14 protein-coding genes are annotated in these 15,265 nt (G+C 59.0%); 3 read left to right on the forward strand and 11 right to left on the reverse strand.

What is annotated here, in order from left to right; genetic code table 11:
• Nucleotides 1-45: 45 nt before the first annotated feature.
• Complete coding sequence (locus CRP02_RS04380) at nt 46-807, forward strand: response regulator (protein ID WP_097100481.1); 762 nt, start codon at nt 46-48, stop codon at nt 805-807.
• Nucleotides 804-2,066 carry an ATP-binding protein gene (locus CRP02_RS04385; RefSeq protein ID WP_097170380.1) on the forward strand — a complete coding sequence of 421 codons (1,263 nt, stop codon included), beginning with the start codon at nt 804-806 and terminating at the stop codon, nt 2,064-2,066. Before CRP02_RS04380 ends, CRP02_RS04385 begins: the two co-directional genes overlap by 4 nt.
• A gap of 44 nt (nt 2,067-2,110) precedes the next feature.
• On the opposite strand, the gene CRP02_RS04390 is transcribed toward CRP02_RS04385, so the two are convergent.
• The 6 genes from CRP02_RS04390 to CRP02_RS04415 all read right to left on the reverse strand — a co-directional run bounded on the left by CRP02_RS04390 (nt 2,111) and on the right by CRP02_RS04415 (nt 9,067).
• The gene (locus CRP02_RS04390) at nt 2,111-3,205 is read right to left on the reverse strand and encodes a glycoside hydrolase family 105 protein (RefSeq protein ID WP_097170381.1); all 1,095 of its coding nucleotides are present in this window, start codon (nt 3,203-3,205) and stop codon (nt 2,111-2,113) included.
• On the reverse strand, nt 3,192-4,763 hold the full coding sequence (locus CRP02_RS04395) for a glycoside hydrolase family 28 protein (RefSeq protein WP_097170382.1): 1,572 nt from the start codon (nt 4,761-4,763) through the stop codon (nt 3,192-3,194). The genes CRP02_RS04390 and CRP02_RS04395 overlap by 14 nt, the downstream gene beginning before the upstream one ends.
• Nucleotides 4,764-4,875: 112 nt before the next feature.
• Nucleotides 4,876-6,144 (reverse strand): ABC transporter substrate-binding protein, encoded by a 1,269-nt coding sequence (locus CRP02_RS04400; protein ID WP_097171241.1) that lies wholly within the window; start codon nt 6,142-6,144, stop codon nt 4,876-4,878.
• Between the two features lie 49 nt (nt 6,145-6,193).
• Entirely contained in the window at nt 6,194-7,294 is a 1,101-nt protein-coding gene (locus CRP02_RS04405) for an ABC transporter ATP-binding protein (RefSeq protein ID WP_097170383.1), read from the reverse strand.
• 2 nt (nt 7,295-7,296) lie between these two features.
• On the reverse strand, nt 7,297-8,181 hold the full coding sequence (locus CRP02_RS04410) for a carbohydrate ABC transporter permease (protein ID WP_097100254.1): 885 nt from the start codon (nt 8,179-8,181) through the stop codon (nt 7,297-7,299).
• Between the two features lie 4 nt (nt 8,182-8,185).
• On the reverse strand, nt 8,186-9,067 hold the full coding sequence (locus CRP02_RS04415; RefSeq protein WP_003517909.1) for a carbohydrate ABC transporter permease: 882 nt from the start codon (nt 9,065-9,067) through the stop codon (nt 8,186-8,188).
• Between the two features lie 211 nt (nt 9,068-9,278).
• Here CRP02_RS04415 and CRP02_RS04420 point away from each other — a divergent pair, with 211 nt between their 5' ends.
• Entirely contained in the window at nt 9,279-10,205 is a 927-nt protein-coding gene (locus tag CRP02_RS04420; RefSeq protein WP_097170384.1) for a helix-turn-helix domain-containing protein, read from the forward strand.
• A gap of 29 nt (nt 10,206-10,234) precedes the next feature.
• On the opposite strand, the gene CRP02_RS04425 is transcribed toward CRP02_RS04420, so the two are convergent.
• The 5 genes from CRP02_RS04425 to CRP02_RS04445 all read right to left on the reverse strand — a co-directional run bounded on the left by CRP02_RS04425 (nt 10,235) and on the right by CRP02_RS04445 (nt 15,249).
• A complete protein-coding gene (locus CRP02_RS04425) occupies nt 10,235-11,515 on the reverse strand; it encodes a TRAP transporter large permease (RefSeq protein ID WP_097170385.1) in 1,281 nt (426 codons plus the stop codon).
• Nucleotides 11,516-12,037 carry a TRAP transporter small permease gene (locus CRP02_RS04430; RefSeq protein WP_013761414.1) on the reverse strand — a complete coding sequence of 174 codons (522 nt, stop codon included), beginning with the start codon at nt 12,035-12,037 and terminating at the stop codon, nt 11,516-11,518.
• A gap of 77 nt (nt 12,038-12,114) precedes the next feature.
• Nucleotides 12,115-13,092 (reverse strand): TRAP transporter substrate-binding protein, encoded by a 978-nt coding sequence (locus CRP02_RS04435; protein ID WP_065660050.1) that lies wholly within the window; start codon nt 13,090-13,092, stop codon nt 12,115-12,117.
• A gap of 145 nt (nt 13,093-13,237) precedes the next feature.
• The gene (locus CRP02_RS04440; RefSeq protein ID WP_097170386.1) at nt 13,238-14,116 is read right to left on the reverse strand and encodes an amidohydrolase family protein; all 879 of its coding nucleotides are present in this window, start codon (nt 14,114-14,116) and stop codon (nt 13,238-13,240) included.
• A complete protein-coding gene (locus tag CRP02_RS04445) occupies nt 14,113-15,249 on the reverse strand; it encodes a D-galactarolactone cycloisomerase (RefSeq protein WP_097170387.1) in 1,137 nt (378 codons plus the stop codon). Before CRP02_RS04445 ends, CRP02_RS04440 begins: the two co-directional genes overlap by 4 nt.
• Nucleotides 15,250-15,265: the final 16 nt, after the last annotated feature.

Raw genomic sequence — 15,265 nt, forward strand, 5'->3', positions numbered from 1 at the left:
CAGCAAGCTTTCGTTGCAAAAATCCGCCGTTTCTTTGCGCCGCTTATGTATAGTGGCATCAAAAGGTTGGACGATATGGCGACAGTTTCGGTGACACATATTTTGATCGTGGATGACGATCCGGAGATACGCACATTGCTCGCGAAATATCTCGGCTCGCAGGGGTTTCGCGTTTCGATGGCAGCCGACAGGCGAGAGTTCGAAGAACAGTTCGCCTGCTCCGATCCGGATCTCATCGTGCTCGACGTGATGCTGCCGGATGGTTCCGGCCTCGATATCTGCCGCGATCTGCAAGGCCGCCGGCCGCGCACGCCCGTTATTCTCCTGACAGCGCTCAAGGAGGATGTCGACCGGATCGTCGGGCTGGAAATCGGTGCCGACGACTATCTCGGCAAACCCTTCAATCCGCGAGAACTGACGGCGAGGATCAAGGCCGTGCTGCGCCGCGCAGCACCTCAGGAAGCACCTCGCGGCTCATCCACCGCCTATGGTTTTGCGGACTTCACCGCCGATCCGGAACAGCGCTCCGTCATCCACGCCGGCGGTGAGAGGATCGAGCTGACGGGGGCGGAGTTCGATCTGCTGAAAGTCTTCCTCGACAGGCCCGGCCGGCTTCTTTCGCGCGATCAGCTTCTCGATCTTACGCAGGGCAAGGACCGGGGACCGTTCGACCGCTCCGTCGACGTATTGATGAGCCGGTTGCGCAAGAAGCTCGAAACCGATGCCCGGGCTCCGATCTTCAAGACCGTTCGCAATGGCGGTTACCAGATGACGGTTCAGGTCAGAACCCTGCCGGTGCATCGATGAGCTCGCTCAGAAACCGTATCGCCGCACTGTTGATCGTCTCCATCATCGCGGTCATCGCGCTTGCAACTGTGGTGGCCGATCAGACATTGCAGCCGCCGCCGCCAGATGCCACCATCGAGCCCGTTGCCCGCAGCCTTGCCTTTGCCGTGACCATGGCCGAACGCGACCCCTCGCTGCAACAACCCGGCTATTTCCGCATCGAACAGAAGCCGCCCGAAAGTGATCTCGACGGAATGCTTTCGGAGTTTCTGGAAAAGGCCCTTGCACAGGTTGGCGAGCCACGCACCGCAATTGTGATCCGCGCGCCCGGAAATAATGCCCCGGTGGCGGCTATCGCGCTGGAAAAAACCGGATGGCTGGTCGCGGAAATTCCGCATATGGGTCCTCCCCCGGGCGGCTGGAAGATTTTCGGCATGTGGATCGGGCTGATCATTCTTGGCAGTGCTGCTGTTTCCATCTTTGCCGCCAGAAAGATCACCCGCCCCCTCGACATGCTGGAAAACGCCGCTGCCAGCATTGGACCAGACGGTTCGCTGCCGCATCTTTCGGAAACCGGGCCGGGTGAAATTCGCGCCACGGCTCGGGCCTTGAACGAACTCGCCCGCCGCCTGAAGGCGGCAATGGAAAGCAGAATGCGCCTCGTCGCAGCCGCCGGCCATGACTTGAGAACCCCAATGACCCGCATGCGCCTGCGGGCAGAATTCATCGAAAACGACGAAGAACGGGGCAAATGGCTGGTGGACCTCGAGGAACTGAACGCCATAGCCGACAGCGCCATTCTGCTTGTGCGCGAGGAAGTGAGCAAGGATACCGTGAAGATGACCGATATCGGCGCGCTTCTCGGCGAAATCGTCAGCGAACTTTCTGATCTCGGTCACGCTGATGCCCTCGACTTTATGAAACCGGAAGCCGCCATGATGATCAAGGCCGCTCCACTTGCGCTTAAAAGAGCCTTGCGCAACCTCATCCTCAATGCCGTCACCCATGGCAAAACGGCACGGATCGATCTAACCGAGGACGAGAGCGAGGTCGTCGTGACGATCCGCGATGAAGGCCCGGGCATTCCGCAAGAACTGATCGGCCGGGTTTTCGAGCCCTTCTTCAGGGTCGATCTCGGGCGGCGCAAATCGATCCCTGGTGTGGGGTTGGGTCTTGCCATCGCCAAGGAAATCATCGAGCGCTTCGGTGGCACGATCACGATCGCGAACCACAAAAAACAGGGCCTGATCCAGACGGTGATTTTGGCAAAAGTGGCATGATCTCATGCCACAAAACACCTATGCCCGTTAAGATGACCGCGCCGTCATGCCAAAAACAGGCCTTCCGCATAGGCCATCATCAGCGGCCCGACGCCCTTTGCGTCGTCGGAAACGACTGGTTCCGTCAGATAATACTTCGGAGACCCATCGCGATAATTGCCCTCGAAACCGCCGAGGCCCGCGACATGCACGATGCCGGTGAGACGGACGATACCCTCTTCGTTCACCTTGAGCTGTCTCTCAAGCAGGGCCTCAAGCGCGGACCGGCCCGCCGAAAGAGCCGCATTTGCCTCCTCGCCCTTCAAAAGCCCCAGCCGCGCAGTCCGCAGTAAGGCATAGGCGAACATCGCCGAAGCGGAGGTTTCCTCGTAGTTTCCGGCAAGATCCTGTTTGTCCAGCACCTGCATCCAGAGACCGGTTTTAGTCTGCCGGGCAACGATACCTGCCAGAAGCAGACCCGCGCGTTCCCGAAGTTCGATCGTTGCGCCATCAGCCGGCAACATCACCAACGCATCGACCAGCGCCATGGCGAGCCAGCCGACGGCGCGGGCCCATACGGCCGGGGATTGGCCGCTCACGGGATCGGCCCAGCGCTGGTTGCGGCTTTCGTCATAACCATGGACATAGAGCCCACCGGCATCCGCCGTCAGCGTGAGTGCTGTTGAGAATTGCTGTAGCGCATCGTCGATCAGTTCGGCATTGCCAGTCGCCTGCGCATATTCGATCTGGAAAGGAAGTCCCATATAAAGGCCATCCAGCCAGACCTGATGCGGATAACGCTTCTTGTGCCAGTAATTACCGGAGCCCGTACGCGGATGGCTGCGGAGTTGACCCGCAAGATGTTCCGCCGCAGCGAGATAACGCGGATCGCCCGTTTCCGCTGCCAGAGGAAACAGAATGCGACCGGCAAGGATGTGATCGATATTGTATTCCTGCGGATCGTAACCGGCGAGCACTCCGTCTGCCGCTATCTGGGTGTCAGCCAGACGATGCAGATGTTCGTTCCAGCGCCGGTCGCCGGTCGCCTCGAACAGGTGCTGCAAACCCCGATAGACACAGCCATCCTCATAACACCAGCTCCCACCCTTGTAGTGCCTATAGCGGCTGGCGAATTGATCAAAATAATCAGTGGCTTTCATGGGTTTTCTCGATTGAAATCTGTGAGTGGGAAACGGTAGAGGCGCTCAGCAGCGCAGGATCGTCGCAAATGATTTCAGCCTGTTCGAAAACGATCCCCTCATGCAGCATGGGGCGCACCCCATCGGCCATGATCGGCGGTGTGGCCACGGCTGCAGGATCACGCGAGACGATGGTGAGATTGCGAATGGCGATATTGCGGATTGGGGCCTCCGGTAAACCGAGAAAGACGCCGGCGGCATGGGCCAGATGGCGGATTTCCACATCTTCGACAGTAATTCCGTCGATAAACGGGGTCCCGTCGTCGACGGGTGCAGGATCTCGCGACTGCACCCAGCCGTCATGCCCATCGGCATCGCAATGGTAATGGGCATTGGCGGAAAGCGCGGTATGCACGCCATCCAGCAACACCCGGCGCATGGTGATATTGCTGACTGAACCGCCACGGCCCCGCCGCGTCTTGAGGCGCAGGCCGCGATCCGTGCCAACCATGTCACAATCCTCTACCGTCACGTCACGCACGCCGCCCGACATTTCCGAGCCGATCACCAGCCCGCCATGGCCGCGCTCCATCAGGCAATGGCGCACGCTGACGCCGCGTGTTTCCGCCAGATGGTCGTCCTCGCCGTTCGGCCCGCGTTTGCCTGCCTTCACAGCAATGCAATCGTCGCCGACTGAAAAGCGCACGCCTGATATCGTCACGTTGCGGCAGCTTTCCGGGTTGAAACCATCGGTATTGGGACTGTTATGCGGGGCGCTGATTGTGAGACCCGCCGCTGTCAGGGCCTCGCACCCCTGTGGATGGACCGTCCAGGACGGTGCATTGCGAATGGTAAAACCGAAAAGCCCGACATTGCGGCAGGAGACGAGATGCAGGCCGCGCGGCCGGCGCGCGCCGTTGCGGGTTTCTTTCGGCCAGCTCCACCAGTCGCCTCTGTCGCCGGAACCATCAAGAACGCCCCCACCCTCGATGACGAGATTGTCTGCGCCGATGGCATGGACCGGAGCGGCGAAACAGGCATCCGGTAGCCCTTCCCAACTGCCGAGCATGCGGCCCGCCTCATCGCGGGCAGGCAGGATCGGCCAACCATTGCGGGTGGAGGGTGCGCGCAGCAAAGCCCCTTCCGCAAGATGAAACGTCATGTCTCTTTTCAACCGCACGGGAAACGCCGTCCAGAGGTCGGCAGCAAGGCGCAACGTGCCGCCCACAGGCACGGCGGCAACTGCCTCTTCCAGAGCGCGGGCGTTGGCGCGTGCGCCGGCTTCGTCGTCAAGCGCAATATCCGGCTTCAACGAAAATGCCGTCGCCTCGACAAGCCCCGCGCAGGGCGCGGTCCTGAATTCCAGGCTTGCGAACCCATCTGCTTCGAACACATACCGCGTATCCGGACGCAGATCATGCAGCAGCGTCACCACGGTGGCGGTTTTTCCGGTTCGTAAATCACCATCTTGCGAAGTCAGCCGCCATGCCGTCTGTGGCAGGTGATATCGCGCACCGGGTACGGCGAGGCAAAGCACCGCCGTTCGCGCCGAAAGCGCGATGATAGAGGGTTCGTTCATGCTCGTTTCTCGTTGTTCGTGCATGCCCCGCCAAAACAATCGGCGGGAATGCCCATGTCACCCGGCAACCGGATAAAGAGCCCGCCGCCGCGGCGGCGGCGGGCCATTGTCGTCAATCGAATTTGGCCAGAACGTCGTTGGTGGTATCGATGATCTGCTCGGCCGCCTCTTCCGCCGTCAGCTGGCCATAGGCATATTCCTCCAGCGTATCGATGAAGCCGGAGCGGATTTCCGGATGTTCGTTGAAGGGCGAAACTACCGGTCCCGATGCCGCCATGACGATGGCATTGGCGGCGCGCACTTCCGGCTCACCCTTGTCGCCCAGACGCTGCGCAGCAGCCTTGGAAGCAGGCAGGCCGCGAGACGTGCCAAGCGCATCGATACCCTCAGGCTCGTTCAGCAGGCAGTTCAGGATTTGCGCTGCCGCTTCCGGGTTCTTCGAGTTTTTCGAGATCGAAAAGACCATGGAAGGCTTGCGATAAACGCCTTCCGTCACGGCATCGGCGAGCTTCAGCATCGGCACGGGTTTCAGCACCTGCCCATCCTTCAGGGGATCGGCATATTTCGAATAGGTGGAATCCCATTCATAGGAACCAGCGATACGGCCTTCGGACCAGGACGGCTTTTCATAAAGATTGACGTTGCCATCGGCCGCTTCCTCTTTCTGGGAGCGAATGGAGCCGGTTTCCACCAGCTTGCCGACGAACGAGATGCCTTCCGCCAGTTCCTCCGGCGTCCAGGCGACACGGTTGGTCTTGGGGTCGACCAGATCCTTGCCGGTTTTCTGCACCACGGCGAGTGTCACGAGAAGCTGGGCAGTCTCCTTTACGGCATTGAAGGTGTAATGATCCTTGCCGAGCTTTTCCTTGATGGTTTTTGTTGCCGCGAAGAATTCATCCCATGTCTTGGGGATTTCAACACCAGCCTTCTCGAAGGTGGTGGCGTTGAAGAAAAACACGCGGCCGGTGGTGGAGACTGAAAGGCCCTGAAGCACCCCGTTCATAGAACCCGCTTCCAGATCCGTCTCGGCCCATTGCGAAAGATCGAGCGGTTTCAACTGACGCAGTTCGGCAAAACCTTCACCATTCTTGGAAAACAGCGGCAGCCATGGCCAGTTCACCTGAACGATATCAGCCTCCGTCTTGCCTGCCATCTGCGTGGTCAGTTTTTCCAGATATCCATCGAAGCCGGTAAACTCACCTTTGACCGTGTGGCCGTATTTTTCTCCGCAGGCGGCAATCGCCTTCTGGGTGGCGACATGACGGCTCTCGCCGCCCCACCACGACATACGCAGTTCCGCGGCACCCGCCGCAGGCGCAGCCACCGTGGCCAGATAGGCGGCACCAGCCAGCATCGCCATTGTTCTAGTCATCGTCGTCATCTTCATTGTTCTTCTCCTCCTCGAAAAATCAGGCACGCTCGTCCCCTCCTCACAGCGAGACATTGCGGCCATCGGCCTTGTCGAAAATATGCAGCTTCTCGGGGTCCGGCTTCAGTCGCAGAATGCCATCGCGCCCAAGCGCCTCGAATTCGGCTGCTCCCACCACGCTCACGAGCTTCTGTCCGCCGAGATCGGCATGCAGATAGACCTCGTGCCCCATGAATTCGGCGTTGGTCAGTTTCGCCCGCAGCGCCGGCCCATCGGCTTCACCGGCGAGCGAAAGATGCTGCGGACGGATGCCGATGACGGCGTCCGCCGGTCTGGCTGAAAGCCGCTTTTCCAGATGGTCGCCTATCGGAAGACGTTGCCCACCGATGACGAACTCCGCCCCGTCGATCGCCACATCCACAAGGTTCATTTCCGGCATGCCAATGAAACCGGCGACGAACAGATTGGCGGGCCGGTTGTAGAGTTCCTTCGGCGTGGCGACCTGCATGATGCGCCCGGCCTGCATGACGCAGATACGGTCGCCCATGGTCATGGCCTCCGTCTGATCGTGCGTCACGTAGACGACGGTCGAAGACAGGCCTTCCGCCTTCAGCTGGCGATGCAGATCGGTAATGCGCACACGCATGGAGGCGCGCAGCTTCGCATCGAGATTCGAAAGGGGCTCATCGAACAGGAACACGCCCGGTTTCTTGATGAGGGCGCGGCCCAGAGCAACACGTTGCGCCTGCCCGCCGGAAAGCTGTTTCGGCAGGCGATCAAGCAAGGGCTCGATTTCGAGAATGCGCGCGACATTGTCGATTGCCTTCTCGATCTCGGGCTTGGCAACACCGGCAATCTTGAGGCCGAAAGCAAGATTGCCGCGCACCTTCATATGCGGATAAAGCGCATAGTTCTGGAACACCATGGCGATGGAGCGCTTGCCGGGCGGCAGGTCGTTGACGCGCTGGTCTCCGATGAGGATTTCACCGCCGGTGATTTCCTCCAGCCCCGCCACCATGCGCAGCGTGGTGGATTTGGCGCAGCCGGACGGGCCGACGAAGACCATGAACTCGCCGTCCTCGATTTCGAGATTGATGCCGTGCACGGCCTTGAAGCTGCCGCCATAGACTTTTTCGAGATTTTTAAGTTGAACGCTTGCCATTTTCAGCCCTTGACCCCGCCAGACGAGATCCCTTCAATGAAATACCGTTGCGCCGCGAAAAACACGACGAGCGCAGGCGCGATCGTCAGCACCGACATCGCCAGGATGCGGTTCCATTCGAAGGCTTCGGTTGTGTCGATGGAGAGTTTGAGCGCCAGGCTCACCGGATATTTATCGACCGAGGACAGGTAGATCAGCGGTCCCAGAAAGTCGTTCATCGTCCACATGAACTGGAAGAGGCAGACCGAGATCAGCGCCGGCGCCAGCATCGGCACGACGATGTAGACCAGCGTCTGCAGACTGTTGGCGCCATCAACACGGGCGGCTTCCTCCATATCCGAGGGCAGCGAGCGCAGGAACTGCACAAGCATGAAGACGAAGAAGGCATCACCGGCTAGTGCCGAGGGAACCCATAGCGGGAGGAAACTATCCAGCCAGCCGAGGTCACGGAACAGAATATATTGCGGAATGCGGGTTACGACATTGGGCAAAAGCAGGATGGCGATGACCGAGCCAAACAGGATTTTCTTCAGCGGAAAATCGAAGCGCGCGAAGGCATAGGCCGCCATGGTGCAGGAAATCGCCGTTCCGATGACCTTCGGCAGGATGATCAGGAACGAATTCCAGAAAAACCGGCCGAACGTGTAGGGCGTGGAGGTCTGCCAGCCGCGGATGTAACCGTCCAGCGTTGGCGTCTCAGGAATGAAACCTGCACCGGAAAAGATCTCGGAATTGGTCTTGAAGCTTGCGCCGACCAGCCAGATCAGCGGATAGAGCATGATGAAGCCGACCGCGAACAGCAGCGTGTACCGGACAGAGGTCGATAACAGCCGGAGCCTTGCCCGGCGGGCGGCCTGCATGTCGTTTAAGGTTGCGATATCGGTCATGGCATCAATTTCGCTTGTCGCCGGCGTAATAGACCCACTTTTTCGAGGACCAGAAGGCCACGAGGGTCAGCACGGTGATGATGGTGAAAAGAACCCAGGCGATGGCGGAGGCATAGCCCATGTTGAACTTCTTGAAAGCCTCATCGTAAATATAAAGAGGCAGCAGATAGGTAGACTTCAACGGCCCGCCCTGGGTGATGATGTAAGGCCCGTTAAACTCCTGGAATGCCTGCACCATCTGCATGATCAGGTTGAAAAAGATGACCGGCGTCAGAAGCGGCAGGGTGATGAAGAAGAACGTCTTTACCTTGCCTGCGCCGTCGATTGCCGCAGCCTCATAAAGCGACTTGTCGATGGATTGCAGCGCGGCGAGAAAGATCACCATGGCCGAACCGAACTGCCAGCAGCGCAGCAGTGTGATTGTGAAAAGCGCATTGGCGGGATCGCCGAACCAGTCCACCGGCGACAGGCCGATTGCCGCCAGCGCCATGTTGGCCAGCCCTTCGCTGGCGAAGATGTAACGCCACAGCACCGCAATCGCGATCGAGCCACCAAGGATGGACGGAACGTAAAAAGCGGTGCGGAAAAAATTGATGAATTGCAGCTTGTAATTGAGTATCGCCGCGATGAACAGCGCAAAGGCAAGCTTCAACGGCACCGTCAGAAACACATAAAACAGGGTGACGTTCAGGGATTTCATGAACGTGCGATCACGGGTGAAGAGCCGCTCGTAATTGGCCAGTCCCGCCCATGTCGGGTCACTCATCAGGTCGTAGCGGGTGAAGCTGAGATATAGGGAACCCAGAAACGGGATCGCCGTGAAAACCAGAAGTCCGATGATGTAGGGCGTCAAATATCCCAGCCCGAGGAAGCGATTAGATTTCATGACGCTTCTCCCCCACCCCGGAAAGGCGCGGATAACAGAATACAATTTCGTGCAAGTGATTCTCCCGGAACGGCTGACGGCGGGCGCATGATGGCGCGATTTCTCGCCGCAGCCGATCTCCTCCCTCATTGATACGGCGCGTATAAGCAGTTTGTGAGGTGACAAAACCAAATTTCCGAGCCAAGGTGAATTAACAAAGACGAGGAAAAAGATGGACGAAATCGAAGGTGGCATTCTCTCGTCCGTTCCGCCTGCGGCGCTCACGCTTAATCTCACGCGCGCCACGATCAAGATGGAGCACTCCCGCACCTGGCAGATCGACAAATCCAATCAGGTGGACGATCTCATCATCTGCCTGGAGGGTCGCGGGCATTATCTCGTGGACGGTGAGGCACGGGTGCTGGAGCCTGGCGACGCCATGCTGATTTTCAGGGGGCAGCATTTTATCGGCTGGAATGAACAGGCCGTCACCTATCGGGGAGTGGCACAGCATTTCACACTGGATATTTACGGTCGACACAACCTTGTCGCGCAGATGGACCTCAAGCCCAAACTTTCGCTGAGCCGCTGGCCGCTGCTGGAGCCGCTGGTGCGCCACTATCGGCAGAGCGCTCCGCCCTCCTCTGTCACGCTTGGCCAGCATCACCTGTTCATGGTATTGCTGATCGCATTTATCGATGATGCATTTCTCGGATGGGTCGACCGTCCGAGTTTCCAGCCGGAAGGTGCCGAAGCCCTGGACCTGGCTGTCATGAAAGCGATCACGATGATTTCCGCCAATCCGCTCGACCCTGATATCGCCGCAAGGGCGACCGACGCAGCCCCCTACAATCGCGACTATTTCCTGCGGGAGTTCCAGAAAAGGGTGGGGCGCACGCCGAGGAAATATCAGGAATTCAAACGCATGGAACGTGCCATGCATTTCCTTGAAGCCGGGCTTTCAGTTGCGGCGGCGGCGGCAGAAGTGGGTTATGGAGATCCCTATTATTTCTCACGGATGTTCAAGCGCACATTGGGGTTAAGCCCCCGCGACCACATGAACAGGATACGCCGCAGCCGGCACGGCAATCTCATGGCGTTTGACGAGCACGAACAGCAGAGGCTGCTTGCCACCGAAATGGAAAAGGCCCCGGCATAGCGGGGCCTTATTGCGATAAAGCTTTGGAACTACCGGAAAAGTGACGGCAGCCAGAGTGAAAGCGACGGAATATAGGTGACGGCGAGCAGCACGGCTATGCTGGCGCCGAAGAACGGCCAGATCGTTCGCATTGCTTCCCGTATCGTTATGCCGCCAACCGCACATCCCACGAAGAGCACCGTTCCGACCGGCGGCGTATTGAGACCGATACCGGCGTTCAGGATCATCACGACACCGAAATGCACTGGATCGATGCCGAAGGCTTTCACGACAGGCAGAAGCACCGGCGTGGAAATGATGACCATCGGTGCCATATCCATGAAAGTGCCGAGCAAGAGCAGAATGACGTTGATGACCAGAAGCACGATAATCGGATTGTCCGAAATCGCGCTGATTGTCGCGATCATCAGTGACTGTACCTGCAGGAACGCCATCAACCAGCCGAACGACGCAGCCGTGCCGATGACGAGCAGAACCATCGCTGTCGTGCGAACCGCCCCCATCACCGCTTCCACGAAACCGCTCCAGTCCAGCTCACGATAGACCAGCATGGCGACAAGGAAGGCGTAGAGAACGGCAATGCAGGAGCTCTCCGTCGCGGTGAAGATACCCGAACGAACGCCGCCGAAGATGATGCCGATCAACAGAATGCCGGGAAAGGACGCCAGAAGATAATACATCAGCTTCGAAAAGCCGGGAAACGGCTCAGACGGGTAACCCTTGCGCCGCGCGACGATATAGGCGGTGACCATCAGGGCCGCAGCAAGCAGCAGACCCGGAATAATGCCGGCGGTGAAGAGATCGGCCACCGAAACATTGCCACCCGCCGCGATCGAATAAAGGATCATATTGTGCGAGGGCGGGATCATCAACGCGATGATGGCGGCGTTGACAGTGACGTTGACGGCGTAATCCCGGTCATAACCGCGCTTGGCCATTTGCGGGATCATCAGGCCACCAACGGCCGAGGCGTCGGCGACAGCCGAGCCGGAAATGCCACCGAACAATGTCGAAGCGACGATGTTGACCTGCCCTAGACCGCCGCGCAGATGACCGACAAGACCGGCCGCAAAACGGATCAGACGATGGGCTATACCGCCGCGTACCATGAGGTCACCCGCGAAGATGAAGAACGGGATCGCCATCATCGCAAACACGTTCATGCCGGAGTTCATCTGCTGGAAGACCACGACGGGCGGCAGGCCGAGATAAAGAACGGTGGCGAAGGAGGCAATGCCGAGGCAGAACGCAATCGGCGTACCGATCAGCATCAGAAGGGTGAACACACCGAAGAGGATTGTGTAAGCCATTTACGCGGCCTCCTGCACGAACACATCCGCCGCGATTTCCTCGCCGATGACGAGATCGATAAAGCGTTCGGCTGCAAACAGCGCGATCAGAAAACCGCCACCGATCAGCGGGAAGAAATCCATGCCGCCCGGCCATCCAAGAACAGGGATCGTCGCCGTCCATGTTCCGGCAGAGAGGACGGTTCCGTACCAGCACATGCCAACCCCGAAAAAGAAGATCAGTGCCAGACTGGTCAGGTCCATCGCCGCCTGTATGCGCGGCGGCATCATATAGCGCAGAATATCCAACCCCAGATGCACGCTTTCACGCACGCCCACCGCCGCCCCCAGCATGATGAACCATGACATGAGGTGAAGCGAAAGCGGCTCGGACCAACTTGGTGAATCATTCAGGATATAACGGGCAAACACCTGCCAGCCGACGATAAGCGTCATGGCGACCATGCCGACGCCGGCGATGTAAAGTGACGCACGGCTGAGCGCGCCGAGAAATGGGCGGATCGCCCGCATGAAGTTTCGCATTTGCCTTCCTCCTCCAACCTCAGACCAATGACGACAAAAGAAAACCGGCCCTGTTGCCAGAGCCGGTTTTCCCTATGTCACTTGACGGCTTTTACCCGCTCAAGAAGGTCTTTCATTTTCGGATCGGTGACGAACTTGTCGTAGACCGGCCCCATCGCGGCGGCGAACTCCTCCTTGTTGACCTTGATGACGTTAACGCCACCGGCGCGTACCTTTTCTTCCGAGGCCTTTTCGCGCGCACTCCACAATTCACGCATCTTGCCAACGGAATCCTTGGCTGCCTGACGCAGCAGCTTCTGATCTTCCGGCGACAGCTTGTCATAGGAAATCTTGGAGATGACGAGAATTTCCGGATTGAGGGAATGTTCCGTCAGCGAATAGTTCTTCGCCACTTCATAGTGACGGGCGGATTCGTAGGACGGCCAGTTGTTTTCCGCACCATCGACAACGCCTGTTTCAAGCGAGGAGTAAACCTCGCCCATCGGCATCGGCGTAGGGTTGGCGCCAAACGCCTGCATCATCGAAATCCACAGATCCGATTGCTGCACGCGGATTTTGAGGCCCTTCAGGTCCGCCAGTTTTTCGATGGGCTTCTTGGTTGTGTAGAAGGAACGCGCACCGGAATCGTAAAAGGCAAGACCGATTAGGCCGTGCGGTTCGAATGCTGCCAGAACCTCATCGCCGATCGGGCCGTCTACGGTATTGTGCATGTGTTCCGTCGAACGGAACAGGAAAGGCAGGCCGAGAACGGTGGTTTCCTTGACGAGATTGTTGAAAGGCGCAGCGTTGACGCGGTTCATGTCGATGACGCCAAAGCGGGTCTGCTCGATGGTATCCTTCTCACCGCCGAGAACCGAATTGTTCATGACCTGCACCTTGATGCGGCCATTGGAGCGTTCCGACAGAAGTTCGCCCATATATTTCACGGCTTCAACCGTCGGATAACCGTCGGGATGAATATCGGCCGAGCGCAGGGTGATTTCCTGCGCCTTGGCGGAAACGCCTGACAGCGCGATCCCCATCGCGATGCACATCATGCTTGCAATCTTTTTCATTTCTTCCTCCTCCGTTGTAACAACGGCCCCACCCCTCCAAGGCTAACGGACCGAATTTTTCACGCCCATCCGGGCCGGCATGCAAAGACCTTTCATCTGCAAAGGTGATGGGGACCTCCCTTTCCCCAACCATCCCGAATTGAAATTACGCCGCCTTGAATGGCGGCAGCTTGAACAGGGCTTCTGGATTTTCCACCAGCGCTCGATGACGGGCCGCATCATTCGGCAGCCAGCCGAGTGTAAGCTCCGCAAGGCGGGCATCATCCGGATAGGCATCCGTCTCACGGACCGAATTGTGCGGCCAGTTCGTTCCCCAGACGATCCGCTCCGGCGCATGGGCAGCGATACGGCGCGAAAAGGCTGCAACATCTTCATAGGGCCAGGCGTCGCGCGAACTTTCATAAACACCGGCAAACTTGAACCAGAGATTGCCGCGATCGATGAGCTTCAAAAGTGCCGCCATCTCCGGGCCATCCGTGTCGATACCCCTGAAGAATTTTCCATGGTGGTCGAACACCCAGCGCGAACGGATTTTTTCAAGGCGCGGCAGATGATCGAGAAGCCCATTGCCGTCGAACTGAACCGCCACCATCCAGTCGGCCGCATGGGCGCGCTGATCCACCGCTTCCAGTTCCGATAGGTTCACCGCGCCGCCCGGCAAATCCATGATACGGGCGCCCACGGCACCGGCAGCGGCAAGTCTTTCCATGTCCTTTTCAGTCGTGCTCTCATCGATAATCACCACCGCGCGGGCTGCCTCGCCCATTTCTGCCACGCAGGCCAGCGTGTTGCCGTTATCTCGCTGTTGGGCGTTGCCCTGGGTGATGATGACGCGGTCGATGCCGAGCCATTGCATCAGCTGGCGATAATCCTCAGGCCCCGGCAGCGCACCCGGCGGCAGGCCCGGCCCACCCGGCAAGGCTGGATAACCGGGCAGATACATATGCATCTGAGTATCGACCGCCCCTTTCGGGAACGCTGGCTGCGGCGGTGTCCCGCTTAGTTTTCTGACAAGTTCGCTCATGACTGTGGCATCCTGAATTCAACGAGTGCGTCGCGGTTGATCTCGATGCCGAGACCGGGACCATCGGGAATGGCGACGACACCGTTCACCGCCTCTATCGGCTGTTGCAGCACGGCCTGACGGAACGGATTATGCGTCCGATCGAATTCCATGATCGGCTCGATGGGGTTTACCCGCACCGGATCGGGCACCATCGCCGCCATGAACTGCAGGGCAGCGGCGATCTGCACGCCCGTGCCCCACACATGCGGCACAATGCGCACGCCGTGCAGCGTGGCAATCGTGGCAATCTTCTGCGTTTCGGAAAAGCCACCGCAGCCGCAGAGGTCGGGCTGGAGAATATCCACGGCACCGGCGGAAAGCGCCTGCCACATGCCGTAACGCCCGTGCCAGGTCTCGCCTCCCGCAACCGGGATTGGTTGGCCCGCCCGCACGCGGGCATAGGCATCGAGCTGCTCCGGAACCACCGGCTCCTCGAACCAGTCGATGCCGTATTCAGCCGCACGGTTGCCGAGCGCGATGGCTTCGGTAACGGTATAGCCGTGATTGGCGTCGATCATCAGCCGCATATCCGGCCCGATCGCGTCGCGCACGGCGGCAATGACCGCAAGATCCTCCTCGATGCCGAAACCGATCTTGATCTTGCAGGCGTGAAAACCCTCTGCACGGCGCTCCGCCATCTCATTGGCATTGTCGGAGATGCGGTCGACCCCATCACGCTTGAAGCTGCCGGTGGCATAGGCGCGCACGCTTTCGCGCCAGCGCCCGCCGAGCAACATGGAGATGGAGGTTCCGTAATGCATTCCCTTGATATCCCACAGCGCGATATCGATACCGGACAGGGCGGTAATGCTGAGGCCGCGCTGGCCCTGGTCACGCAGGGCATTGTAAAGCACGGCCCAGATCTTTTCGGTCTGGCGGGGATCCTGGCCAATAAGCCAACCGGAATAGGCCTGAACCACGGCGGCGTTCGGTCGCGCCGGACCGAGGCATTCGCCCCAGCCGACGGTCCCGTCATCGCATTCGATTTCGACCAGAACATGGGCACGTCGGTCAAAGCGCATGGATGCGCTTTCAAACGGCGTGCCCAGCCGATGTTCGAGCAGATGCGTCCGCACCGCTGTGATCTTCATCGTTCCCCTCCCGTTA

Source organism: Rhizobium sp. AN5, from assembly GCF_900215255.1.
Taxonomy (GTDB): Bacteria; Pseudomonadota; Alphaproteobacteria; order Rhizobiales; family Rhizobiaceae; genus Agrobacterium; species Agrobacterium tumefaciens.

Excerpts from the sequence above, each read along its gene's own strand:
- CRP02_RS04380 (WP_097100481.1), top strand. The coding sequence starts at position 46 with ATGTATAGTGGCATCAAAAGGTTGGACGATATGGCGACAGTTTCGGTG.
- CRP02_RS04385 (WP_097170380.1), top strand. The coding sequence starts at position 804 with ATGAGCTCGCTCAGAAACCGTATCGCCGCACTGTTGATCGTCTCCATC.
- CRP02_RS04390 (WP_097170381.1), bottom strand. The coding sequence starts at position 3,205 with ATGAAAGCCACTGATTATTTTGATCAATTCGCCAGCCGCTATAGGCAC.
- CRP02_RS04395 (WP_097170382.1), bottom strand. The coding sequence starts at position 4,763 with ATGAACGAACCCTCTATCATCGCGCTTTCGGCGCGAACGGCGGTGCTT.
- CRP02_RS04400 (WP_097171241.1), bottom strand. The coding sequence starts at position 6,144 with ATGACGACGATGACTAGAACAATGGCGATGCTGGCTGGTGCCGCCTAT.
- CRP02_RS04405 (WP_097170383.1), bottom strand. The coding sequence starts at position 7,294 with ATGGCAAGCGTTCAACTTAAAAATCTCGAAAAAGTCTATGGCGGCAGC.
- CRP02_RS04410 (WP_097100254.1), bottom strand. The coding sequence starts at position 8,181 with ATGACCGATATCGCAACCTTAAACGACATGCAGGCCGCCCGCCGGGCA.
- CRP02_RS04415 (WP_003517909.1), bottom strand. The coding sequence starts at position 9,067 with ATGAAATCTAATCGCTTCCTCGGGCTGGGATATTTGACGCCCTACATC.
- CRP02_RS04420 (WP_097170384.1), top strand. The coding sequence starts at position 9,279 with ATGGACGAAATCGAAGGTGGCATTCTCTCGTCCGTTCCGCCTGCGGCG.
- CRP02_RS04425 (WP_097170385.1), bottom strand. The coding sequence starts at position 11,515 with ATGGCTTACACAATCCTCTTCGGTGTGTTCACCCTTCTGATGCTGATC.
- CRP02_RS04430 (WP_013761414.1), bottom strand. The coding sequence starts at position 12,037 with ATGCGAAACTTCATGCGGGCGATCCGCCCATTTCTCGGCGCGCTCAGC.
- CRP02_RS04435 (WP_065660050.1), bottom strand. The coding sequence starts at position 13,092 with ATGAAAAAGATTGCAAGCATGATGTGCATCGCGATGGGGATCGCGCTG.
- CRP02_RS04440 (WP_097170386.1), bottom strand. The coding sequence starts at position 14,116 with ATGAGCGAACTTGTCAGAAAACTAAGCGGGACACCGCCGCAGCCAGCG.
- CRP02_RS04445 (WP_097170387.1), bottom strand. The coding sequence starts at position 15,249 with ATGAAGATCACAGCGGTGCGGACGCATCTGCTCGAACATCGGCTGGGC.